General features: G+C 43.2%; 18 protein-coding genes. 1 reads left to right on the top strand and 17 read right to left on the bottom strand.

The genetic code is table 11. The features are described 5' to 3' along the window. Positions 1-13: 13 nt before the first annotated feature. On the bottom strand, positions 14-4,885 hold the full coding sequence (locus CXM95_RS01850; protein ID WP_233499078.1) for a WxL domain-containing protein: 4,872 nt from the start codon (positions 4,883-4,885) through the stop codon (positions 14-16). 1,881 nt (positions 4,886-6,766) lie between these two features. Here CXM95_RS01850 and CXM95_RS01835 point away from each other — a divergent pair. After that, positions 6,767-7,660 (top strand): hypothetical protein, encoded by an 894-nt coding sequence (locus CXM95_RS01835; protein ID WP_086372553.1) that lies wholly within the window; start codon positions 6,767-6,769, stop codon positions 7,658-7,660. A gap of 24 nt (positions 7,661-7,684) precedes the next feature. On the opposite strand, the gene CXM95_RS01830 is transcribed toward CXM95_RS01835, so the two are convergent. The 16 genes from CXM95_RS01830 to CXM95_RS01760 form a co-directional block, all read right to left on the bottom strand. Further along, positions 7,685-7,942 (bottom strand): hypothetical protein, encoded by a 258-nt coding sequence (locus tag CXM95_RS01830; protein ID WP_008376271.1) that lies wholly within the window; start codon positions 7,940-7,942, stop codon positions 7,685-7,687. 258 nt (positions 7,943-8,200) lie between these two features. Then, the gene (locus CXM95_RS18725) at positions 8,201-8,365 is read right to left on the bottom strand and encodes a hypothetical protein (protein WP_016609543.1); all 165 of its coding nucleotides are present in this window, start codon (positions 8,363-8,365) and stop codon (positions 8,201-8,203) included. Positions 8,366-8,399: 34 nt separating this feature from the next. Continuing rightward, entirely contained in the window at positions 8,400-9,359 is a 960-nt protein-coding gene (locus CXM95_RS01825) for a LacI family DNA-binding transcriptional regulator (protein WP_086299018.1), read from the bottom strand. Between the two features lie 13 nt (positions 9,360-9,372). Beyond that, positions 9,373-12,663, bottom strand: a complete 3,291-nt coding sequence (locus CXM95_RS01820) for a GH36-type glycosyl hydrolase domain-containing protein (RefSeq protein ID WP_086299017.1) — start codon at positions 12,661-12,663, stop codon at positions 9,373-9,375. Between the two features lie 15 nt (positions 12,664-12,678). Then, positions 12,679-14,829, bottom strand: coding sequence for a glycoside hydrolase family 3 N-terminal domain-containing protein (locus CXM95_RS01815; RefSeq protein WP_101698783.1), 2,151 nt, complete (start codon positions 14,827-14,829; stop codon positions 12,679-12,681). Between the two features lie 6 nt (positions 14,830-14,835). Further along, the gene (locus CXM95_RS01810; protein ID WP_016611458.1) at positions 14,836-15,615 is read right to left on the bottom strand and encodes an endonuclease/exonuclease/phosphatase family protein; all 780 of its coding nucleotides are present in this window, start codon (positions 15,613-15,615) and stop codon (positions 14,836-14,838) included. Next, a complete protein-coding gene (locus tag CXM95_RS01805; RefSeq protein ID WP_086299015.1) occupies positions 15,612-16,526 on the bottom strand; it encodes an acetylxylan esterase in 915 nt (304 codons plus the stop codon). Before CXM95_RS01805 ends, CXM95_RS01810 begins: the two co-directional genes overlap by 4 nt. Next, complete coding sequence (locus CXM95_RS01800; RefSeq protein ID WP_086299014.1) at positions 16,519-17,121, bottom strand: DUF624 domain-containing protein; 603 nt, start codon at positions 17,119-17,121, stop codon at positions 16,519-16,521. The genes CXM95_RS01805 and CXM95_RS01800 overlap by 8 nt, the downstream gene beginning before the upstream one ends. 13 nt (positions 17,122-17,134) lie before the next feature. Next, positions 17,135-17,278, bottom strand: coding sequence for a hypothetical protein (locus CXM95_RS18785; RefSeq protein ID WP_199559932.1), 144 nt, complete (start codon positions 17,276-17,278; stop codon positions 17,135-17,137). A 272-nt stretch (positions 17,279-17,550) separates the two neighbouring features. Continuing rightward, positions 17,551-19,152, bottom strand: a complete 1,602-nt coding sequence (locus CXM95_RS01795) for a sugar ABC transporter substrate-binding protein (protein ID WP_008376282.1) — start codon at positions 19,150-19,152, stop codon at positions 17,551-17,553. A gap of 14 nt (positions 19,153-19,166) precedes the next feature. Next, positions 19,167-20,048 carry a carbohydrate ABC transporter permease gene (locus CXM95_RS01790; RefSeq protein WP_005227173.1) on the bottom strand — a complete coding sequence of 294 codons (882 nt, stop codon included), beginning with the start codon at positions 20,046-20,048 and terminating at the stop codon, positions 19,167-19,169. Positions 20,049-20,059: 11 nt separating this feature from the next. Further along, a complete protein-coding gene (locus CXM95_RS01785) occupies positions 20,060-20,971 on the bottom strand; it encodes an ABC transporter permease (protein WP_005232388.1) in 912 nt (303 codons plus the stop codon). 353 nt (positions 20,972-21,324) lie between these two features. Beyond that, on the bottom strand, positions 21,325-22,326 hold the full coding sequence (gene ruvB / locus CXM95_RS01775) for a Holliday junction branch migration DNA helicase RuvB (protein ID WP_005232402.1): 1,002 nt from the start codon (positions 22,324-22,326) through the stop codon (positions 21,325-21,327). Between the two features lie 14 nt (positions 22,327-22,340). Continuing rightward, positions 22,341-22,931 carry a Holliday junction branch migration protein RuvA gene (ruvA, locus tag CXM95_RS01770; RefSeq protein ID WP_005232405.1) on the bottom strand — a complete coding sequence of 197 codons (591 nt, stop codon included), beginning with the start codon at positions 22,929-22,931 and terminating at the stop codon, positions 22,341-22,343. A 180-nt stretch (positions 22,932-23,111) separates the two neighbouring features. Next, positions 23,112-23,543, bottom strand: coding sequence for a peptide-methionine (R)-S-oxide reductase MsrB (gene msrB, locus CXM95_RS01765; protein WP_008376288.1), 432 nt, complete (start codon positions 23,541-23,543; stop codon positions 23,112-23,114). Between the two features lie 88 nt (positions 23,544-23,631). Further along, a complete protein-coding gene (locus CXM95_RS01760; RefSeq protein WP_008376290.1) occupies positions 23,632-24,030 on the bottom strand; it encodes a GFA family protein in 399 nt (132 codons plus the stop codon). Between the last annotated feature and the right edge of the window lies 1 nt (position 24,031).

Raw genomic sequence — 24,031 nt, 5'->3', positions numbered from 1 at the left:
TGTTTTCCTGCCTTTATGGGTTGCCAGGTGCCGAAACCAGCTGCCAGCTCAGGGTTCCTTGATAGTCCCCAACTTTTTGCTGTTCGACTGGAACGGTAAGCTTGATTCCTTCATTCTGACTTTCGCCCCAGTGCTGATTCACGACGTATGTGCCATTTTCTGTCAATTCCGTTTCCTCGATGATCATTTCCCCACTGGTTATCATCTGTTCTTGACCGTTTGTCACAAAGCGGAAGACATCGGTTAATTGATCTGTCCCATCCGTTAATGGCTGTTGCTCTTTGACCGTCAAGCGCCATGGACTCCGTTCGGACCCTCTCGTATCTTTCACCGCTAGCTCACCTGTGATCGTTGGCCAATAATCTTGTGTTTCTGTGGCAACTTTCTGCTGCCCAAAATCAAAGTCTGTTGGCACACTGCTTAAAATAAGCTCGCCGGCAACTGCGACATTGACGACTTTTTCTGCCCGTTGACTGCCTGCTTCATAATGGTAAGCCGTTGATACATTTTTCAACAGCTCATCTTCCGTTGCTTGCTGGATCGCGGCAAAAGCTTGCGGATCGACAGTCGGTGGTATATTTGCCCGATTATCTGCAAAAATCGTGGTTGCTTGGGTATAGTCTGCCAAAGCGGCTTCATCTGTCAGCGCCGTTGCTTCTGGTAAGGTCAAACGGACATCTTTTGCATAGACGGCAAATTGCCGATCAGCAGAAATGACACATTCATTTTTGACCACCACCAGATTCACGGTAGTTTCTTCCTGATTCTGATCGTTTTCCCCTACTGAAAAAGTGATCGCTTGTTTGCGGTAGACCGCTGTTTCTAACGGTTCTTGAATCGCAGCTAAGACCTCATCTGTCAGCGTATCCTTAAAGAAAGGACGCCCGCTGGCTTCGAGATAAGTCACGGCTTGTTCTTTGGTCAGCGATTGTGCCTCTTGCTCTGTAAGGATCACATTGCGGGCTTGGACTTCCGCCTTATTTGAGTAGCGGACACTAATATCGTAACTATACTCCCCATCAGGACTCGTCCAGTCAACTGGCTCTGAATCTGGTTGTTCCGTCAACTGCTGATCCGTGCTATCCAGCTTGCTGGATTTGATTTGCCCCGCATAGACCCATGAACCGGACGTTTGGGTTTCTGGTGTAAACGTCAATGTTGGCAATTCCGTTACCGTGTAGGGAATCAATAAACGCCCTTTTTGCACCTGTGTCCCCGCCTGCTCAGTTCCCCATGCTTGCAAGGTCAGCGGCGTATTGTTCTCTTTGACTGCCGTTACATTGTGACTAATGGCGCCAATCCCGTTAGCGACTCCCGGTGTTTCGACTTCGTAGTTAATGATCGAACCTGGTATCGCAATACCGTACCCGTTGGCTGCATTGGTCACATCGTTGTCCCCGATGAAGGTTTTCCCAGTCGCTTTTTCGATCCCGCTGAAGTTGATTGGCATGATCGCTGCAGCATTAGCAGCAGTTGGATTTATAGTCAGTACTTGATAGGCACTAACCGCTCCAAACCACGTCCCTTGACTGTTGACTCGAGAACCTGCATCATTGGTCGTCGTTTTCAGCCACGTTAAATGATCTTTGTCCGTATCTGGTGTTGCGAAATCTGAAAGATTGATTCGCCCCGTTCCCGGCGGTGACTCAATCGTCCCTTTGTCTTCCACCGTTAACTTCGCGCCTGAAATCAAATTCGTTGCAGAAGAAATACCGATACCGGCATCCTTGGAAAGATGGATGTCACCGAACTGATGATAGGTCGTTGCGTGATTGACAGCAGTGGCTGAACGGCCATTTTTGATGTCTCCCCCATTGGCCATTAGCTTGATGCCGTTTGTCACATTCAATTCGGTAAAGTTGACGATTCCCAGACCCGTCACAGCGATTGGATCAGTTTGATAAGAAGCTGTCCCATCGACATTTTCACCAAAGCTCATCTTCACTTGATTGCTGCTGTTGGCTACGATCGTGTTCGTAAAGTTGTCTGACGCATTTCCGCCTGAAATCCCATTGATACTTTTGGCTCCTTGAACCCGCATTTCGACATCTCTTAAAATTTGGCTGGAAGAAATATTGGAATAGTACGTGGTGTATAAATTCCCGATACTTGATCCTTCTGCCTGGATATTCATATAAATTTTGCCGCTTCTTGTATTGCTAGCAGTCCGTCCACCATCGCCATAGATCGTTGCACCATTCAGTGCATCTGAGCCCGGCTTTGTGTATATGTTCAATGTAATCGTATTGGAGCTGTCGGTCCCAACGATATTCGTACTGTTAAACGGATTACCTCCTGAGATATTCGTTCCTGAAGGAAGGGCAAACTCACCATCGTAATCTCTCAAATCCAATGTCAAACTAGCATTTCCTAATAACCGTCCATTGTTCGTAACACCGCCTGAAAAACCATTAGACCCTGTACGCGGGGTGCCTGAGAAGTTCCCGCCAAACACTCGATTATCTGAGTTTCCGTTAATAGTGTGGGAAGAAGCGACACCATAAGAGGCACCGAGTGAAGCATTGATCACCCCATCATAAACCGTTACTGCGACATTGCCGGTCACTAATAAGTCATCCCAGCCGCCACCAGATAAAAACCAGTCTACTTGCCCATTATTTACTGTCGTTCGTCCATCTCCGTAAACGCGGCGTCCAGTATACCCTGTTCCTTCTAGCGTATCGACGATCCCCGAATTCAAAGTATTGGAAGAATTCCCCTCAATGACACCTGAGAAGGAGCCACCGTAGGTCCAGCGAGCAACCGTGTTATTTAAGATCGTTTTGGTATTTCCTTTAATATAGATATCCCAAGCCGTACCAGGATAACCACCGCCACCAACGATGTCCCAACCAGAGGCGTTTCCTCTTGTTTTGTTGGTTGTTGAGTAATCTAGATTCGTTGGTCTGGTTCCTGTGTAAGCAATCCCATCTCCACCAGGACTACCATCCGAAGTGATCGTGCCAACTTCAATCGTCGTATTTCCTTCAACATAGCCGCCTCGACCAGCTGCCGTCGAATAAATCGCGCCATTTGAAAAGGAACCACTGACTAGATGAGAAGTGATATCGCCATAAACTTTAAAACTTGCCGCTGCTTCTGCCAGTGCTGCTCGTTGTTCCGGGGTATAATTGTCATACGTCGTCGTATTCGAAGCCCCCATTGAACTTTGAGTCAAGGTACTAACGTTGTTTCCCCCGCCGCCGTTAAAATCACCAATCCCACCAACGCTCGCACTCGGTCCTGCTTTCACGGTGTTAACGATGTTCCCTGTGATGGTACCAGTATTCCGATTGCCACCTTCAAATTCACTACGTCCAGTGGAATAACTGCTAGCATCTAGGTTAGTCACGATGGCATCCTTAGAACGATCAGAGCCGATGTTGCCATAAAATGAACCGCCTATGAAACGATTGGCTGTGCCTGACCAACCGCCTGCACCAGAGATCGTACTACGGATGGTGCCACCGATATTTCCATATTGAACGCCACCAGTAAAAGCACTTAAGCGAAAGCTTGTATTGGTCGTCTGGATCGTCGTTTCAACATTTCCTGTCACATTGGCTGTATTGGAAGCATTTGTTCCAAGACCACCGCCATAATAACTGCCTAATGTCCCATTCAAGCGATTGATTGCAACATTCGTGTTCCCATCAATCGTACCAATATTGGCACCTCCTGCAATCGTACTGATGCCGCCCACCGTATTATTTACGACAATCGCTGTATTCCCAGTCAATGTACCACCGCTTTGATTCCCACCATAGATGTTCCAAGTTCCAGAGCCTGTCGCATTTACAGTGATCGTCGGATTTCCAGTAAGGTCGCCATTGTTGCTTCCTCCATAAATAGAAAGGCCATTGCCGGTGGAACCACCGTTCAAGGAAAGACTATGCCCATTCATGTACATTCTCGTCCCCGTATAGTTGAGGTTTCGAATCACTACATCAGAACCAAAGTAGATGTCCGTACCAAAAGGAACGGTTCGACTACCCGAAGTCAACGTTGTTGCATCTGTGATGGGATCATCACTATGCCCTGTGATGATCAAGCGACTGATTTTTCCTTGTAGTGCATAAAAAGTCATGTTTGTATTATCGACTGTGTCTGGAATCGTCTTTGAAGTCAGATTTGTTGGCAAAGTCGTTAAAGCTGAGCCAGAGCCGACATACAAAGCAAATTCTTGGCCATTGCCGTTTTGATACATATCAAACAACGCTTGACGAATCCCTTCAGCACTATTGGTATATTCCGCATATGCTAAACCATCTCCAGCTGGACTTGGTACAGCGATCACTTTCGTTTTATCGGCTTCTGCAATGATCTCTTTGATCGATTGTTCTGCTAACGAGACATCTGCCGCCCTTGCTTTGACAGCAGTTTTAAACACAGCAGTCACGGTTTGATTCTCCGTGAGAATCAATTCGGTCAGCGCTTGGCTTGTATAGACCGTACCGTCTAACGCCCATCCTTCAAAATTCCTATCATCTTCAAAAGCCGGCAGCTCACTTTCTTTTAATGCTTCCCCTTTATTTTTGCTGAACTGGATGCGAGTTTTTCCGGTAGCAAATACATGCTCAGTATCTGTTAGAAAGGTCACCTGGACTTCTTCTACAGCTTCGGATGACTCTTCTGTCTCAGAAGAAGATGTCTCAGTGGTTGCTGCAGTCGAATCTGCCGAAGCAGCTTCGCTAGATTCTTTTATTTCCGTTTGATTGGTTTCTTCCTGATTGTCGGTTGATGAAGCGACCGGCTCAGCAGAAGAAATCATTTGTTCTTCACTTGTTTTTGTAACACTTTCGGCTTGTGCCACTACCATTGCATATGAAAAACACGGACCTGATGTTAGTAGAAAAACAAGTAAAGTTGTTAAAAACCGTTTCACTTTATCCCTCCTATCTTAAAATAATAAACGTATCGCGCAGTGCACGCCCTGTGTTACAACTCTTAGTTTAGCGAGTTGACGAAAGAGAATTATAATTCTTTTTTTCTTCCATTCAAAATTATGATTATAATTGTTTTTTCATAATTCCAATTTTTGTAACTTCCACATCTTACAGCTATTAACTACTCATCAATTAAAAAAAGCTCAAATTATCAAGATGAATCATCGACTCTTTTCAAAAAAATGCTTTTCTCTTTCATAAATCATACAAAAAACGAGGGATAAATCAACACTATAAATTAAATTAAGATGAGAAAAATAAATAGAAAGTTAAAATATTTGACAAAAACTAATGTTCCAAAGGTCTTTTATATAAGCCAAAAATAGTAAGTTAAAAGAACGCTTCCCGTCTTCTCTCCGTAGTTAATGATAATGTTATAATCAAAAAATGAATAAAAAACGTTATTTAAAAATTTCAGCACACATAAAATAACAAAATAAAAAATATTATTTTTTTTATAAATCACTGATTTCGATAAAATAAGTAAAGTTATTTTTGAAATAACGCAAAAAAGAGACTGTGACAAAAGCCCATAAAAGAAAGCCGCAAGAAAGGCTCTATAATTTATGGGACTGATGAGTCAAAATTGATTCTTCAGCCTCATTTTCATTTTCGGTATTAAAAAACATATCGTTCTCTAATATGATTAAATCACGACAAAATAAACAAACTAAGAGGACGATAAGTGGTATGAATGATTCTATCAAATATGAATACAAAACAAGGAAAGTAATATTCAAAAAAATCTGAGCTAGAATGAGTTTCATCCTGCTCAGATTTATCTTTTTGCATATTAGCCTCTATTGAAAATAGCTATTATTCTCCAATGACTTGTGCGTATACATCGTTGCAAGATGTTGCCTCTCCATTAGCAAATGATACTGAATAGATGATGCCTCGGCTTCATTTGTTGCAGTAAAGTTTGTTGCTCTTATTGTAATTCCATCAATTTCCTTTTCCATAATCTAATCTGGTGGAATTGACGTATAATTCGCAATAAATGAATCAATTTTTTCACTTAGATCTGATACTTTTGGAGAATCAATTGATGATGTCGTTTCTGATGAATGAGTTTCATTAAGCAAAGAACTGCAAGAAGTTTCTGTTTCACTTGCTATTAGACTTTATGAGGTTGACTCTTCGGTTTTGTTATACGAATCTTCAAAGGATGTTTTATGTAGTTTTACATTATTCAAAAAACCATCTATAGCTACAAAGTACTCAATTGATTCTTCATCATCATTCAGGAAAAATGTCATATTGTTTTTATACTTAAATTTTATTAATTCGGGAAAAATATTTTTTAGCTCATCATCAGACACTTCAATATAAAATCCATTTCCAGACTTTTTCACTGTGTAAGGAAAACCAGGTGAATTATAATCATCATTTCCATAATCGATTATTTTTTTCTTTATCTATTCTAAAAGAAAACTCTCCTTCCCCTCGTTAGCAACACCATACCAATCACCATAGAAGTCTTTAGCTGGATCTACAGATAGAAAATAGCCCCCTACAAATCCAATTATAACCAACAAGATAAACCCTAATATTTTTATACTTTTTTCATAAATCCCCTATTATGTTCCTTTTTTAATAATACAGTATAACGAATATTATGCATTGAAAATCAAGTTTGTGCCGCAAAGAACGAAGATTTACTTGCATATTATCGTATTCAACTTTGTTCAATTTTACATCCTTTCCTACGTATTACAAAATTGTTAGGATATAAATATAACTTAAAATGTTTTTTATATATTGTAGCATGGTATATTAAATTTGTTAGTAAAATAATAATTAAAAAGGAGATTAAAACAATGAAGAAGTTTTTAATTAGTGTAGTGTTTGGTATATCAGTTTTAAGTTTTGGTCAAATAAATGGTTATGCAGATGAGAATGGTTTTGAGATAGATGAAACTAATCAATCATTAATTAATGAGGCAATATCCAATGAAGAGTCCAATAGAGATTATATTGATGGTGTAATTAGAATGTTTGAAGATTCTGATAGTGCTGAAGAGTTCAACGCATCTTTAAATGAGAGTTTAACAGTTTTAAATTCCTATGATGCCGAACAAGATGCATTGTTGGAAGAGTATAAAGCGGACGTTGCCGAATCAGTTGATCCTTTTTATGTTGAACCAAAGTCTAAGATAGGTGCTAGATCATCGGTAACTCCTGCAAATCCAGTTTATGCGGCTGCAATTGCTGCATACAATAAAGGTATATCAATGGTTAAGAAAAAAGGTCACAATCAGACTGCTGCTTATATGAAGCACGCCATTATTTCTGCTGAGAATTACTATTGGAATCCAACATGGAAACCTTCGACATATGTTAATAAAAACGATAGCTGGGCAAAGACTGTAGACGGCGAGGAGTTAATGACCGCTTATTATTCTAGACTTAAAAAAGAAGCATTTTCTACAGGTAAAAAATCTGGTTCTTTCTCAGGAAGTTATACATTTCTAAGCGGCCAACTTCACACAGCATTACGTGGAGTTAGTTACACAGTAACTTATAAGAAACAAGCCAATGGAAATTATTGGACTCAAGTAAAGGTTACGGATATATTTGATTTCAAATGGGAGCTAAATGGTTATGATGGCAACTTCGAGGTGGGATTTGGAAACAATTATTGTTATGCAATGCAAAGAGCAGGCTTTATCATTCCTTATAAAATCGAAGTGATCCACGAAGTTTCTAGATAGTATAAAAAGAGATGAGCTCTACGCTTATCTCTTTTTGTTTAAGATATATATAATGGATTTTACTAGTGCACCCAAGAAAAGTATCAGGGCTAATACCTTAAAAACTACACCAAGTTCCCAGTTGATTGATCCTTCTCTTAAAAGCTCCTGTTTTTGGGATTTGCTTAGTCCTTCAACGCTTACAGGAATCCAATTTACACTTAAATAGACACCTATAAGTAGCGAAATCATTGAATATATATATAGGATTCTTATTTTTAAACCTTTTAAAAAGTTAATCATCTTAGCACTCCTTTACAAACTATTATATCAGAAAGCTAGCTTTAAATAATTATCGCTAATATAATTTAATAATTTGTGAGTACTTTTTATAAGAGGTTACTTTTGTCCGACCACTTGGTTATGTTAGCTATTTTAATATTCCTAATTTTATCATAGCCAACCTTATTACCACCAACATATATTTCTAGTTCATCATGCCCCTTAAATATGGCCAACTATATCAGGAAAGTAATTCTCATCTCGATCATGCGCTTCAATTTAGATAGCTACTGATTTGTTCTTGAGTGTTGCCTGATTTAAAGTTTCGGCGATCTCATTAACATCCATCTGGAACTTTTGAATTGGTTTACTTCTTTCAATAGTTCTTTCTCCATCAATTGCTTTGGTATGTTCTGTAAGATAAAATCCTCCCCATTTCACCATTCCTTTTTCAACTCATTTTCCTTTAATGGATCAATTAAATAAATGATCCACCATCCACAAAAGTGGTATAAATATGCTCGTCCGCCACTGGTTCCCCTTGGATCGATTGTACGATTTTCTCAGCTGCCACCATGCCCCATCGATGTTTCGAATAGGAGATCGTCGCTAAGCGCGGCTGCACAAAAGCGCCTAATTCCGTGTTATCAAACCCGATGATGCGGATCTCTTTTCCGATGCGATAGTCGGTCTCGCGGACATATTTGTAGACCCCGATTGCCATCTCATCATTGAAGGCAAAGATATCAATGGGAAACTGGGGATTATTTGCTAAGAGCTGTTTTGCCGCTCGATAACCAGAAGGTTCCGTGAAGTCACCAGGAATGACTTCATAAGGAATACCAAAGCGCGTCAATTCTTTCGTACTGGCTTCCAAGCGCTCCCGACTGTCGTAGCCTTTTTCTGGCCCTGCTAAGAGGAAGACTTTTTGGCTTTGTCCAGCGATCAAGCGATCGATCGCCAGCGCCGCCCCTCCTTTATTGTCTAACAAGACTTGATGGATATTTTCATGAGACAAGACACGGTCTAACACGACGATTTGATGTCCTCGTTGGGCGTATTGCTCGATTTCCTTTGCTGGAAACGTCCAATCCAAAATGATGGCACCGTCCACCATCCGCTCAGGAATAAACAAGTGTGATTTCTTGCCGCTGCAGACGATCATTTCATAGCCGAAAAGTTCCAACCCTTTCTTGATGCCATCTAGCAATTCCCCATAAAAACTTCCGGCATAATCGGCGAGATAAACACCGATGATGTTGGTTTGTCTGCGTTTCAGTGTACGAGCAGCCATGTTCGGAACATAGTTCAATTCGTTTGCGATCGCTTGAATCCGCGCACGGGTTTCCTCGGTCACTTTTGGACTGCCATTCAATGCATACGAAACGGTGGATATGGAGACACCCGCTTTTTGGGCAATATCTTTGATTCCTACCATGGCTTCTCCTTTCTTAACGATAGATATCGATCGTATTGGTTTGGTTTTCGTTTAATTTGGCGCAAAGCGCTGCTTTCTTCAGGACAAACGCACCTTGGCGGTAGCGATTTTCCGCAAACTCAGTGGACATTTCTTCGCCGTTGATCAATATTTTCGGCGTACTTGACGAATGATAGACGATTTCGACCGGCCGATCATAGAGTCGATACGTCAGTGTCAATCCTGCTAATTCCGCTGGCAAGACGGGATCAAGTTCAACGTGATCAACAAAGGTCCGAATGCCTAACACATTGCTGATCAACTGATTCATATAGATCCCCGGTCCACTAGAATAGATGCGCCAGCCGCCTTTGACGCCGACTGTTGCCTCCTTAAGTTTACCAAAATTTTCTTGGGCTTCAACCCTTGTTTTGAAATCGCCATCAGAACTACTGAAATACGCATTTGCTTGACGGATTTCCGCATTTTCGACCCGTTGAGCGATTTGGATCGGATTAATGACCCCAAGTGCTTGCCAAGTCTCTTCTTCTCGACCTAATTTCGCCATGGCCTCTGTAAAGCGGATGTGGGCGTGAACGTACTGTAAACCGATTTCTCGTCCAAAATTGGCTGCTTGTTCTGCCCGCTTGAAGTTGGTGCTGACACCACCCGCATAAGTCGCTGGACGATTCATCAAGCGCACCCCATCTGGAAATTGCAAATGCTCCTTGATGATCGCCACATGATGATCGGCTTGTTCGGGAGATAACAGCTCGCCGATCATGCTTTGCTGCATCGGCAGCAAGCGGTATTGGATACCGGTTTTCTTGTCAGTCGGATGGACCATCAGTTCCACGTGCTCGCTATCTTCCATATAGACAAATCCTGGCAAAGTCCCATCAGCTAACATGTATTTTTCAAAGTCATGTTTGATTCCCGCAGACAGTTCCGTTAAATGTTTGGCATACTCTGGGTCAACTGACTGCAACTGGTTGGCTAATTTTTTCAATACTTCATAGGTCAAGGCAACGGTCCAGCTGCTGGCCATTTGTTTCTTCAACTTACTGTTATTTGGCTGCAAGGTGTCATCCCAATCGCCATCACCATAACAAGACAGGTACGTTCCTTCCAAAAAGTTCGCTTCGATATACGCCACTTCTTTTTTCAAATGATCAAACAAAGAAGCATTGGTTCTGGTTTTCAAGAAGGTTGTGCGATCCGTATAAGGCAGTTCTTTTTCCAAAATCGCAAAATCTTTGGTTTTTTCGAGATAGTCACTAACGACTTTCATTGGCCAAACGATCACATCTCCGTGGCTCTCATCGGCTTTTTGTTTCTCATAGCGATCAAACATAAACCATTGTGGCCAGTTGCCGTCATCTGCAAATTGATTTTCAAACAAATGCTCGATGATGGACGCCACCATCTCAGGACGATTGAGGGCTAAGAAATACTCAGTCGGTCCTTGGGAAACGTCTCGAGTCCCCCAAGCAGCACCACCGTACTGTTCAAGACCATGAGGAGACAAGTAATGAACAAGCATATTGTGGGTGTACCAACGTGCCAAGTGATTGAAGGATGCGACATCCGCCTGCGAATGTTTCAATTCAAACTGATTCAACAAATCATCGACAAAGGCCGTATAGGCAGTGTCTTCTTGCTGGCGATCTAACGTTTCGGAAACAAAGGGTTCACCAGTCAGTGTGCCTTGGATCACGAAGGAAACCGTCGCCTGTTCTGCAAAGGTCAATACGGTCGTGCTATCGTCGGCTGCCACATTGAAAATCGTTTCATCGGTTAGTTCAAAAGGTTGTGCTGCATGGAGATAATACGTCAATTCTGGATAAGTTTCCGCAATCGGTGAATCCGCTGTTCCTTTGATGGTGAGCAATTGCTGGTCTTGCGTAATGGTAACAGTCGGTACCGCTTCATCGATCCCCATCACAAATTGATTAGTGATGGCCCAGGTGTAAGCACGACCTTGTTCACTAGTGATGGTGGTTGCAATCGTGCGTCCATTTGCTTTCGTGAAGGTCGTTACTTGAATGACATCATCCGCTGTTTTGTAGTACCACGTCGCCGAATTTAAGCCCATTTCAAAAGCAGATGGCATCGTTAAAATCCGCCATTGATCGCCGTCTTTCAGATAGATCCGCTGACCGGAACGTTTGAAAAGATTCAATGAGTTGCGGCTATTACTCAACAATTTGTTCATGTTCGTATTGCCTAATACGATTTGGGAGTTAAACATCCCCGTCATGTAAACAGTCGTGCTCAAAATGGGTTGATCGACGATCAACTCTTGTCCGCTCAACAAAATATGCCCATGGGAGCGTTCCATCTGTGCTTCTTTTTCCTTCAACACGACATGGTGATAGTCAGGGGTAAAAAAGGAATAAAGCTGTTCGTCAACGATTTCCACTGCTTCTTGCTGCGGGAACCGCTCGTTGATTTCTTCTGTGGAAAATGTCAGCCCTGTGAGCGGTCGACCGAAGTTTTTTCGTGGCTGCGCCGTTGCTTGCAACGAGTCAAAGGACAAGGCTTGATACGTTTCTTTCAACGTTTCAAGTGCAAACTGCGGTTCATTGACTGCCGTCGCTTGATTGGCTTTGACCGCTGCGTAAAAAACGATTTCCGTAGGCGTCTCACTTACCGCCAACCATTGCGTTTGCAGTGCCGTATAGGCAAATTCGTATTGATACACTTCATTGGCTAACGTTTCTTGGCTAAGTGCAGCTGGTTGATTCGTTTCTTTGTAGCTGCGACCGAAAAATTGATAGCCATCCGTCGAGAAGCCTTTTAAGGCTTGGAAGCTGCCCTGTTCCACCAATGGAAATTGACCATTTTGTGGTTGATTTTGGCGCGAAGAAAGCACGATGTGATCCTTATCATGGCTAACATGATGGTCGATATATTGCGAAACATAGGCTTCATTGGATTGAACAGCACCTTTGGCGGCATTGCCAAGATCTTGTCCGTAAACCAGTTCCGCTTCCCCAGAACCACTCAATTGAACCCGCCAGAACCAGCAATCTTGTGCCAATTGGAAATCAACTTGGTAATCGATGGACTGGTACGTCCCAGTCCAAGTCAGCTGTTTGTCTGAGTAGGCAAAGGCACTGTTAGCATTTGAACCGATCAAGGGAATAAAGGACAACTCCCCCGCCTCACGCAGACGTAGATAGATTTGATTCAAACTACCATCTAGTGCATTTCCGTTCAACTGATTGATCATCACACCGTGACTTTGGATCTCATATAAATCACCGTTTGGTAAAAACGTCACGGTCGTATTTGCGTTATTCATCACTATTTTTTTCGTCATAGAAACCTTCCTATCTTACCTAACTAATTGCAGGGTTGTTTGTTGGGTGTCTCGGCTGTTCCCACCAATCATGATGTGGAATTTCCCTGGATCACTGCTTAATTGTTGGTTGCTGTGGACATAGCGCAGCAGTTCTTCCGTGATCTCAAATTGAACGGTTGCTGATTCGCCAGCCTCTAGCCAAATTTTCTTAAAGCCTTTCAGTTCTTTCACTGGGCGAACCACTTCACCGACTAAATCGCGAATGTAGCATTGGACCGTTTCCCAGACCGCTGCTGTTCCTTGGTTCGTAACAGTGATGGAAGCCGTGACCGTTTGATCTTTGGTCATAGTCGGCTGATCCAACGTCACCGCAGAATACGCAACTGGGCTATAACTCAAGCCAAACCCAAATGGATATTTGGCATAATTGGAGACATCCAAATATTTCGAGACATATTTTTCATCCGGTGCACTTTCATAAGGACGACCGGTATTGTCAACGTTGTAATACACAGGAACTTGTCCAACGGTTTCTGGGAATGACATGCTCAAGCGACCGCTTGGATTGTATTCTCCCCACAGGATCTGAGCAAGTGCGGTTCCGCCTTCGGTTCCAGGGAACCAAGCCTCGACGATCGCTTTGGCTGCATCAACCCCTTGCAAGTCAAGAGGACGACCGTTATAAAGGGTTACGATCAATTGCTCGTTGTATTCTTTCAAGGTTTCAACCAAGGACAATTGGGCTTGTGGCAAGCGAATGTCGCTGCGACTGGCAGCTTCACCGCTCATCCATTCTTGCTCTCCTAGCGCTAAGACAACTTTATCCGCTTCTTTCACTAATTCGATCGCTTCTTGGATCGCTGCTTCAGACGGCGCAAAATAATCAAAGGGCTCTTGACCGATCAACAGATCCGCACCCAAGGATTGAGCCCCCGCCACTAACGTCACCACTTCTTCTTGTTTCCCTTGCCAAGACCAAGCACCTAATAGATCACGGGAGTGAGCACCCGGGCCCACAATCGCCACTTTTTCGGTTTTCTGCAACGGCAGGACACCTTCATTTTTCAACAACACCATTGATTTCTTTGCGATATCTCTAGCGATCTCTCGGTGTTCTTGAGACAGAACAGTGGCTGCTTCAGCGGCTTCATCAGCACCGCGGTATGGATTTTCAAATAGACCTAGTTCATTTTTCAAGGTCAAGATTCTTAGCACGGCTTCATCGACTAAGGCTTCCTCAACAGTGCCTTCTGCGATCAGCTCTTTCAAGTTATCAGTGTAGCAAGTCGTCATCATCTCGATATCGACCCCAGCTTTGATGGCTAATTCAGCGGCGTGTTTTTCATCTTCCGCTGCGCCATGGGCGATCACTTCTTTGATTGCTGCCCAGTCAGAGATCACAACGCCTTCAAACCCGAATTCTTCTCGCAAAACATCGCGGAAAAGCCAGCGATTGGCCGTTGCTGGAATACCGTCCACCGTATTGAAGGAGGTCATCACCAGTTTGGCACCGGCATCAAGGGCCGCTTTATAGCCCGGTAAATAACTTTCTCGCAGTTGGCGTTCTGACATATTGACCGTGTTGTAATCGCGACCGCCGATAGCCGCACCGTAAGCCGCAAAATGTTTGACACACGCAGCTACGCGGTTGAAATCCGTTCGCAGATCATCCCCTTGATAGCCTTTGACAAAGGCTTCAGCGAAGCGACTGTTCAAGTAAGGATCTTCCCCCGTCGATTCCATGACACGGCCCCAACGTGGGTCTCTTACTAAGTCCACCATCGGTGAAAAGGTCACATGCAAGCCAGAAACAGCTGCTTCTTTGGCAGATACTTCCGCCATCTTCTCCGCTGCTGCCAAATCCCATGAACTACCTAATCCTAATGGAATCGGGAAAATCGTCCGAAAGCCGTGAATGATATCCGCCATCAATATCGTCGGGATATTCAAGCGGTTATTGGCGATATACTCTTTTTGGACGCGGATCGCTTCTTTCGCACCAGAAACACCTAGCGTTGTTCCCGCATTGTTGATGTTCTCTTGTGTCAGTCCTAAGTCGCCCATTGGGCCGGTTTTCTCTTCTGCTTTATCTGAATAAAAAGCCGCTGCCAGTTGCAGCAACTGATCGATTTTTTCATCTAAGGTCATTTCTGAAAGTAGTTCGGTTAATTTCTGCTGTTCCATTTTTATTCATCCTTTGCTTTCTTCAAATTGGACTTCTGCTTCTAAAGGGAAATGATCGGAGGGAAAACGACGATCACAAGAATCCGTTAGACAGGCGGTTTTGACCACCGTGAAGCCTTTCGTATAGATATAATCAATTTCTTCTAGTTCTTGCCATGGTAACGTATAAATAAAATTTTGATAGGAGCCTTTGGGTCCGTGATGAGGCTTTTGCCCATGTTCTTTGGCATTTTGAAAATGCTGCTCTAAGTACCGATGCACCCGCTCCGTTGGCTCCGCATTCAAGTCGCCCATTAGTAATACAGGGTAGCGTTCGATCTGATCTGCCAGCTGCTCAAAGATCACTTTCATCCCTTCAAAACGAGCCATTTCTGAAATATTATCTAAATGGGTCGTGATGACAAGAAACGGCGGATTCTTTTTTTCCTGTAAGACTGCCCAAACACATAAGCGTGAATAGGCAGCTTCTGGATGAATACTGGGTTCAGTCGGTGTCAATGACAACCAAAACGAACCTGAAGCTAATAACTCGAAAGTCTCTTTTTGATAATACAGTCCGATGCCTTCGCCCAAGCCATCACCGTCACGTTCAGCCGTGACGGAAGCATACTGCGCTAGCTTTGCTAAATCTGCAAATTGACTAGGTCGGGCTTCTTGGATCGCCAGAACATCCCAGTCGTAGTAATCGATCAAGGAACAGACCGCCTCCGATCGATAGTGCCATTGCCATTCTTGGTCATAGTCGGTATCGACTCGTAGATTGTAGGTTGCTACTTTCATCTTCATTCATTTCCTTTGAGTAATTTTTTGATTTGCTGCATTTCACGACGGATTTGTTTCGCTTCGCCGCCGCCATGCCCTTTATTTAAGTAAATACGCAATTCTTTCGGTCCAGGAATCTTTTTATAGGAAACGAAGAAATCTTCCATGGGACAGATCGGATCAGCACTGCCGACCGATGTATAAACAGGACCAGTTATCTGATGAGCAAAATACTTCAAATCAAAATAACTCATGACTTGATAGATCGTTTCCCGCATTTCTGGAAATTGTTCGATATACTCTTGAATCACCTGGTAACTTCCTGTTTTTTGTTCGATCCGATGGACAAGATTGGAGTGGCTTGGCACATCGGCAAACGTCGCAAAAATCGGGACGTTCGTTAATGCGTTGACCAATAAGGCGATGCCGCCTCCTTGCGAGCCGCCTCTTAAAATAACCCGCTGCGGATCGATTTCCGGTATCTGTTGAAGGACTTCTAGTGTGCGCAAACTATCTGCGACCAATCGCTTCATATAAAAATCTTCTTTTTTCAAGATGCCGCGTCCAAAAGGTGCTTCATGCTGCGTGGTTTCATAGGGAACCTGATCTTGCGTGCGTCCCCCTTGTCCACGATTGTCGATGACAAGACAGCCGCAGCCGATCAGTAACCAATGAGCGAATTGGAACGGTTCTTGCACATGATTCATATAGCCTAAAAAATCAATCACGATTGGACAATCTGCCGCTTGTTCTGGCAGCAGCAGATGCCCATAGATCGTTTCATTACCAAGACTTTGAAAAGAAATCGTAAAACAATCGATCCCTTTTAGCAAAGGCGTTTGTTTGGTTCTTTCAAAGGCTAGCGGAAGGGCGTCAAGTTCTTGTTGGACCGAAGCCCAAAAACAGGATCGATCAGTTGCGGTCGATTCAGTCATTTGTCTCTTCTCCCTTCGCTAATACTTTATTGAAAAACAACACCTGTACAAAGGCTGAGCCTGAAATGCCTAAACAAACAAATAAGAATAGGTTTACTTTGCTGCACAATACAAAAACAATGATTGGGATCACCAGTAAAATGATCGCATTCGCCGTACTGCTAAGAACCGCATATGCCGTTTCTTTCGCTGTTTCTTGCAATGATTGCGCAAACAAACTGTACAAGAGAACGAACACGACGAGATACAGCGCAGCCAAGCTGACGAGGATCACGGCTAAAACGCCAAAGTAAGGTGTAAGCATCATCAAGGAATAGATCAAACCGGCAAAGACTGCGACATACGCAATAACAAGACCTTCTAAGAAGAGACCACGTTTGAGGTTGCTTAAGACTGCTTGCTTGTATCGTTGCCAAATCGGGACATCTCGTTCCTTGTACAATTGATCGATCGTCCGATACAGCGCGATCAATGCTGGCCCTGCGAGAATCAGCGTCATTGCTGGAATCATAAAGAGAAAACTAACAATGATCATATCTGCTAGAAAAGCAAAGACCCGATAGTACCATCCTTCATAAGAAAATAGTCGATTCATTATGATCCTCCAATCAAAACTTGCTGATTTGTGCTGCGGGTGCTGCGTAAACCTGTTTCTTGCCTTCTTGTGATTTTGGGTCGTTTCTCAACGTACGGGTTTCTGGGTTGCAGGTCTCACTGCGTGAGCCAATCGCAGTGATTCTTTGTATGGTCACTACGCTCCCTGCAGTCGCCTAGTACTTTTCATCATCTGCTCGTCTCCGCTTTCGCTTCGCCTACAGTTGCACTAAGTAAAACACACTAAGTGCAGCTTGCATGTCTCACTACGCGAGCCAATCGCAGTGATTCTTTGTATGGTCACTACGCTCCCTGCGGTCGCCTAGTACTTTGAAACATCAGATTTTGCGCAAAGTGCGCGCAAAACCTGTGTTTCAAAGCAAAGGAGAGGAAAGGTCTTTTTTTGGCTTCCTTTCCTCTCCTATGGGGGTTATTCTAGTCGTTCGCGGTTTTCGGCCATTTTTTCAGTTTTAATGTCTTTGATTGCGTCCCAGTTGTTTGAATCTAAGAAGCTTTCAAAGTCGGTTAGTGTGCTGTCAAATGTTCCTTCATCTTTTGAACGAATCAATGAGATGATCGTGCTGTTGATTTTGGTTTTGATGGCTGTGTTTGAACGTGCTTCTGCAGTTCCGGCATCTGGATCCGTATTTTCGATCACAAAGTGTGGATACAATTTGCCTTCGCCCCATTCTTGCATTTGAGTCAACGCATTTTCGGTTTTGACTTTCAGTGCATTGACACGGTCGTTGTTAAAGTAGTTGAAACGGCTGATACCATATTTTTTGTTGTAGCCTTCGTTGTCGGTTTGTTCCATTTCTTTGATTTCTGGCAAGTAATCGATTTTGCCTTCATCGTTGTATTCATACGTCACGCCTTCAACACCGAATTTTGTCAAAATTTGTCCTGGTTCATCGATCAAGTACGTGAAGAGTTGAGTTACTTTTGCTGGATCCGCCGCATCTTTTGTGATGTAGTTGATCAACCAGCCAGAGATTCCTGTTTGGTTCAAGGTTGCTTCACGACCAGAAGTGCTGGCAGGTCCGTCGATTGCGATGTAACGCGTGTCAGAGTTTTTCATGAATTCGGTGAAGTTCCCACCTTGTCCGCTCGTTCCTGCGACTAAGATCGTTGCATAGTCCCCTTGTTTTACTTTTTCATCATAGGTTGGACCGTCATCGGTAAAGCTGTCATCACTGATGTTGCCGTCACGATACACTTGATTAAAGGTTTTCAACCATGAGATATATTCTTCATCTAAGTTACGATCGTAGAAAGCACCATCTTCATCTTCTAACGGAACACCTAAGAAGTCTTGCAATTTATCTAAGAATGGTCCTGCTGTTTCGCCGATCGTTGTGAAGCCCATCGGTGTCAAATCAGGGAATTTCTCGCTGATTTCTTTCATGACTTTCACATAGTTTTCTGGAGTTGAAACATCTGGTTTGCCCAATGCTTCATAGACATCTTCACGGATCACAAAGTTGTCGTTGACGGGAATATTGCCGCTTTCGTAGTCCGCTGCTGTGTTGGAATAGTTTGGATAGCCATAAGTTTTGCCATCATCTAAAGCAAACCATTTGAAGGTATCTTCGGTCACGACATTCATCAAATACGGATCGTATTGTTCCGCTAAATCGTTTAATGAGTATGCCCAGCTATCAGCTTTTGTGGCTGCTTGACTGGTTTTATCCATCAACGTCACGATATCAGGCATATCACCACTTGAAATCAAAGCATTTAATTTCGAATCATCACCTGAAATAAATTCAATATCAATGTTCAAATCTTTTTTGATTTGGGCTGTCGTCACATCTTCACCAAATGGCAATGCTGTCCAGTCTGAATTGATGTACCATGTGATCTTGGTTGGTTCTTCTTTGGTATCGAGTTTCCATGCTGGTGTCTTTTCATCTAACTCATACCGATCTTTGATAGAAAAATCCGAACTGCTGGCATTGTCTGAGCTGCCGCCACATGCTGCTAAGCTGAGTAATGCTGATGCTGCCAATAAACCGCCTACTACTTTTTTCATGTCTATCCCTCTTTCTATTCTTTTACTGCACCGGCCATCATACCGCCGATAAAGTGTTTTTGAAGCAATGGATATATAATTAAAATTGGCACTGTCGTGATGACGATCGTAGCCAACTGAACCCCACGGGTCGTTGCTTGGACGATAAAGTCGGTACTACCGCTTTCAGTCATCGTACTCAAGTTGGATTGGACGATGATTTCATAAATCTTCATTTGCAGCGGATAGAGATACTCTTTTGTGATATACAGTTTTGTTGTCATAAAATCGTTCCATTGGCCAACCCCGTTGAACAAGATGATGGTTGCCAATGCCGGTTTCGTTAATGGTAAGAAGATTTTATAAAAGATTTGGAATTCACTTGCACCGTCGATCTTCGCCGATTCTTCGAGTGAAGGCGGAATCTCACGGAAAAAGTTCATTAAAATCACGACATCATAATAGCTGAACAAAGCTGGAATAATGTAGACCCAGAAAGAATCCAGTAATCCTAGTGAGCGAATCAGCAAGTACGTTGGAATCATCCCACCACTGAAGTACATGGTGATGACCCCCATCGTTGTATAAATGTTGCGGCCAACCAAGCGTGATTTACTCAATCCGTAAGCCACAATCGCACAAAACAAGGTATGGGTCGCAGCCCCAAGAACCGTTTTTAACACTGAGATCAAGAAGGCACGGGGGATACTTGCGTCGGAAAAAACTTTCCGATAGTTTTCCCAGGTAAAGCCTTTGGGCCATAACACGAGGCCGTTGCCCGCTAATCCAGAACTAGAAGACACGGAGGAAACCAAGATATTCCAAATCGGTACGATGATCATCAATGAGAATAAAATCAAGATCACGGTATTGAAGAAGTAAAACCACGTGTTTTCTTTTGCTTTTCTTTTGATCATGTTTTTTCCTCCTATAAGATAACTGAATTGCCGTTGTTCAACTTGCGGGTCACTCGATCCGTGATCACCAATAAGATGACGGAAATGACCGCGATCCCCAAGCCGACAGCAGTTGCATAAGAGAAATCACCTTGCGTCAACCCCATTTTATAAACGAAGGAGTTGATGACTTCTGAACGGTTTTGGTTCTGTGAATTCATTAAAACTAATGTTTGATCTAGGTTTGACCCTAAGATACCGCTCACATTCAGAATCAAGTTTAAGGAGATGATCGGTGTCAGTAATGGCAATGTGATCGAACGAATCTGTCTTAGCTTGCTGGCACCATCGATTCGTGCGGCTTCATAAAACGTTGGATCGATCCGCGACATACCTGCCAAGTAAAGAATCGTTCCCCAGCCGACTTCTTTCCATAGATCAGAAAGGACCGCGATCCACCAATATTTGCTTGGATCCAATAGATGATTGACCCCTTTGTCCATCAATCCTACGGACATCAACACTTGGTTGATAAAGCCGTTCGTTGACAGCCAAGAGATCATCATCCCACCTAGCACGATCCATGAAAAAAAATGGGGAATGTATGAAACCGTTTGAATAAATTTCTTCAAGCGGCCATCTTGCATTTCAAAAATCATAATGGCTAACACAATCGGGATCGCAAAACCTAATCCTAATTTCAATAAGCTGATGGCTAACGTATTTCTAACTGCTTCCCAGAAAAAACTGTCATTCATAATGATACGGAAATTCTCTAACCCAACCCATGGTGCTGATGAAATCGTGTCAATCACCGTATAGTTTTTGAAAGCGATTATAATTCCGTAGATCGGAATATAATTAAATACGATCATAAATGCCACGCCGGGAAAAACCATCCAGTGAAGCTGCCGTTGACTATAAAACTTTTGCAGTTTACTCATACACAAAATCTCCTTCTTTCTATCCTCGCAACACTACGTATATCTCCACATTTTGGTGAAACGTTTCTACAAAAAGATTATATCCGCTGCCATTCGAAAATGCAAGCCTTTCCAATTATTTTTTTCTGGTTTTCTTTTTTCACAAATTTCGTTGAGTTCCTCACAAACACAAAAGCTATTATATCAACATTTTCATAAGAAATCATTTTTCAAAACACTTCCGTTTAATCAAATTTTCACAAATAATGTATTTTTTCAACATCTATTGATTCTCAGAAATTATTAAAAAATAAAAAGAAACGTTTCACCAAAAGCACAAAAAAGCAGCAATCATCGTTGATTGCTGCTTCGTTCTATTCACTTCTTTGGGGATAGCCAAAATGGTCATACGCTAACGGTGTTGCGATCCGCCCACGCGAGGTGCGTTTCAAAAATCCTTTTTGGATCAAAAACGGTTCGTACATATCTTCCACTGTTTCGGTTTCTTCCCCGATATTGACAGCGATCGTACTTAATCCCACCGGGCCGCCTTGATACAATTCGATCATCGTGCGGATCAATTTCTGATCGATATAATCCAAGCCGGCATGATCGACTGCCAAAAGCGCCAATGCCTGGTCAGCAACGGTGCGATCGATCAATCCATCTGCTTGCACTTGCGCATAATCGCGAACTCGTTTAAGCAAACGGTTGGCGATCCGTGGAGTGCCTCGAGATCGGCGGGCGATTTCGATCGCCCCTTCTTCCACGATATCCGTTTCAAAAATCGACGCAGTCCGCTGCACGATCTCTTTTAAATCATGGTCTTCATAATATTGCATATGAGAAATGATTCCGAAGCGATCCCGTAGTGGCGCCGAGAGCATCCCCGCCCGCGTCGTTGCGCCGACTAAGGTAAATGGCGGAAGCGGAAAATGAACCGGGTGAGCCGTTGTTCCTTGCCCCACCATGATATCCACATAAAAATCTTCCATTGCCGAATAAAGCATTTCTTCGGCGACACGAGGCAAGCGATGGATCTCATCGATAAACAGAACATCCCCCGGCTGCAGCTCATTCAAGATTGCAATCAAGTCCCCCGGTTTTTCGACCGCAGGACCGCTGGTCGTCTTGATTTGCACCTGCATCTCGTTGGCGATCACCATTGCCATCGTCGTTTTCCCTAAGCCTGGCGGACCATATAAGAGGACATGATCCAACGCTTCTTCTCGATTTTTCGCCGCTTGGATATAAATCGAAAGCTCCTGCTTGACTTTGTCTTGTCCGATATATTGGGCAAGGGTTTGCGGACGCAAGGATTTTTCGATGATTTCTTCTTGTTCAGTACTTTCTGGCGAAACAATTCGTTCATCCATCGTCTACTTGCTCCTTACTTTTTCATCATCAATCGGAGAGCTTCCCGCAAGTACTCATCCGTCGATTTTGTCGTATTCGCCGCTAATTGTTTTTCGGCTTTCTTGACTTCTTTTTCGCTATAACCCAATGCTTTCAAGGCTTCCATTGCTTCATCTAAAGCAGTCGTTGCTACGCTTAGAGGAACGATCGCTTCTTCTCCAACCAGTTCAGCCACTTTGCCTTTCAAGTCTAGGATCATTTGCTGCGCCGTCTTTTTACCGACACCTGGGAACTTAGTCAAATAATTGACGTCCCCATTTTCGACTGCCGTGATCAACCCTGTATGGTCTTCATTGGCCATGATTGCTAACGCACTCTTTGGTCCAATGCCTGAGACACTGATCAATTTTAAAAACAACTGCTTGCCTTCGATCGTGGCAAAGCCGTAGAGACTATGAGCATCTTCACGAATCACTTGGTGCAGATAGATTTTTACTTCTTGGTTCAACTTGCCGCTAAATGAATACGGATTGCCAAAAGCGATCTGATAGCCGATGCCATGGGTCTCAACGACGATATACGCCGGAAAGATATCCGTTACTTTTCCTATGATATATTCGTACATGTGCTTTCCTTTCTGTACATATGTTCCCTTTATTGTAGCACAGACGAGAGGGCAAAAAAAGGACTGTGAACGAAGGAAAAGGCTTAGCAGGAAACAAACGGAGGAAAAACCGTTGTTTCAGTCGCATTTTTTCAAACGAGACATGCTGCTGCGTCTTTTTTCGCACACAGTTCCTAATACTTACTCAACGAGTGATTTGAATTCGCCATAGCCTTTTTCATCCATTTCTGCTAAAGGGATGAACTTCAATGCTGCCGAGTTGATACAATAGCGCAAACCGCCTTTGTCCTGAGGACCGTCTGAAAAAACATGTCCTAAATGAGAGTCAGCTTCTTTGCTGCGGACTTCTACCCGATGCATACCATGAGAAAAATCGGCTTTTTCTTGAATATCTTGGCGACTGATCGGCTTCGAAAAGGAAGGCCAGCCACAACCGGCGTCATATTTATCAGTAGAAGCAAACAGTGGTTCTCCGTTGACGATATCAACATAGATCCCTTTTTCATAAAAATCATCATACTCGCCAGTAAAGGGGCGTTCAGTTGCATTTTCTTGGGTCACCGCATATTCGATCGGTGACAATTTTTCTTTTAATTCTTTTTTATCTGTCATTTTTTCACCTGCTTTCCCTCTAGACTCATCCTGTATGCTCTATCATGCCTTTTTTCTTAGCGAATGTAAAATGACTTGCTCAAATTATTTAAGGGTTTTGCAGCTTTTCCCAACGAGTCGTTGGTTCCGCAAAATGGTAAAACTGCGGTTGGTCTTTTGTATAGATTTCTTCGGTTAAGACAGCTTCTGGCAAGTTGCCAAATAACCCGGCCGCAAAAAAATAGGTGTGTGCTTCTTTGAGGTAAAAGAACAGACTCGAGCCGCATTGACTGCAAAATCCTCGCTGTGCCCACTTAGAAGAATCATAACGTCGCAGCCACTTCGCTCCTTGAAGAGCCATCTGGTTCTCAGAACATGGCGCAAGAGCAAACATCGGTCCGCCGTGAAATTTCTGGCAGAGACTACAATGACAAACCGTGATTTCTTTCGAAACTCCAGTCAAGTCAATCGTGACTTTGCCGCAAAGACAACTACCAGAAACATCCATC

This window comes from Enterococcus sp. CR-Ec1 (assembly GCF_002850555.1).
GTDB lineage: Bacteria > Bacillota > Bacilli > Lactobacillales > Enterococcaceae > Enterococcus_D > Enterococcus_D entomosocium.
The sequence above is the reverse complement of the archived record's forward strand: the minus strand, read 5'-3'. Positions and strand labels throughout refer to the sequence as shown.

What these genes read in the sequence shown, in the direction of transcription:
- CXM95_RS01835 (WP_086372553.1), top strand. Translation starts at nt 6,767, where the DNA reads ATGAAGAAGTTTTTAATTAGTGTAGTGTTTGGTATATCAGTTTTAAGT.
- CXM95_RS01830 (WP_008376271.1), bottom strand. Translation starts at nt 7,942, where the DNA reads ATGATTAACTTTTTAAAAGGTTTAAAAATAAGAATCCTATATATATAT.
- CXM95_RS18725 (WP_016609543.1), bottom strand. Translation starts at nt 8,365, where the DNA reads ATGGTGAAATGGGGAGGATTTTATCTTACAGAACATACCAAAGCAATT.
- CXM95_RS01825 (WP_086299018.1), bottom strand. Translation starts at nt 9,359, where the DNA reads ATGGTAGGAATCAAAGATATTGCCCAAAAAGCGGGTGTCTCCATATCC.
- CXM95_RS01820 (WP_086299017.1), bottom strand. Translation starts at nt 12,663, where the DNA reads ATGACGAAAAAAATAGTGATGAATAACGCAAATACGACCGTGACGTTT.
- CXM95_RS01815 (WP_101698783.1), bottom strand. Translation starts at nt 14,829, where the DNA reads ATGGAACAGCAGAAATTAACCGAACTACTTTCAGAAATGACCTTAGAT.
- CXM95_RS01810 (WP_016611458.1), bottom strand. Translation starts at nt 15,615, where the DNA reads ATGAAGATGAAAGTAGCAACCTACAATCTACGAGTCGATACCGACTAT.
- CXM95_RS01805 (WP_086299015.1), bottom strand. Translation starts at nt 16,526, where the DNA reads ATGACTGAATCGACCGCAACTGATCGATCCTGTTTTTGGGCTTCGGTC.
- CXM95_RS01800 (WP_086299014.1), bottom strand. Translation starts at nt 17,121, where the DNA reads ATGAATCGACTATTTTCTTATGAAGGATGGTACTATCGGGTCTTTGCT.
- CXM95_RS01795 (WP_008376282.1), bottom strand. Translation starts at nt 19,152, where the DNA reads ATGAAAAAAGTAGTAGGCGGTTTATTGGCAGCATCAGCATTACTCAGC.
- CXM95_RS01790 (WP_005227173.1), bottom strand. Translation starts at nt 20,048, where the DNA reads ATGATCAAAAGAAAAGCAAAAGAAAACACGTGGTTTTACTTCTTCAAT.
- CXM95_RS01785 (WP_005232388.1), bottom strand. Translation starts at nt 20,971, where the DNA reads ATGAGTAAACTGCAAAAGTTTTATAGTCAACGGCAGCTTCACTGGATG.
- ruvB (WP_005232402.1), bottom strand. Translation starts at nt 22,326, where the DNA reads ATGGATGAACGAATTGTTTCGCCAGAAAGTACTGAACAAGAAGAAATC.
- ruvA (WP_005232405.1), bottom strand. Translation starts at nt 22,931, where the DNA reads ATGTACGAATATATCATAGGAAAAGTAACGGATATCTTTCCGGCGTAT.
- msrB (WP_008376288.1), bottom strand. Translation starts at nt 23,543, where the DNA reads ATGACAGATAAAAAAGAATTAAAAGAAAAATTGTCACCGATCGAATAT.
- CXM95_RS01760 (WP_008376290.1), bottom strand. Translation starts at nt 24,030, where the DNA reads ATGGATGTTTCTGGTAGTTGTCTTTGCGGCAAAGTCACGATTGACTTG.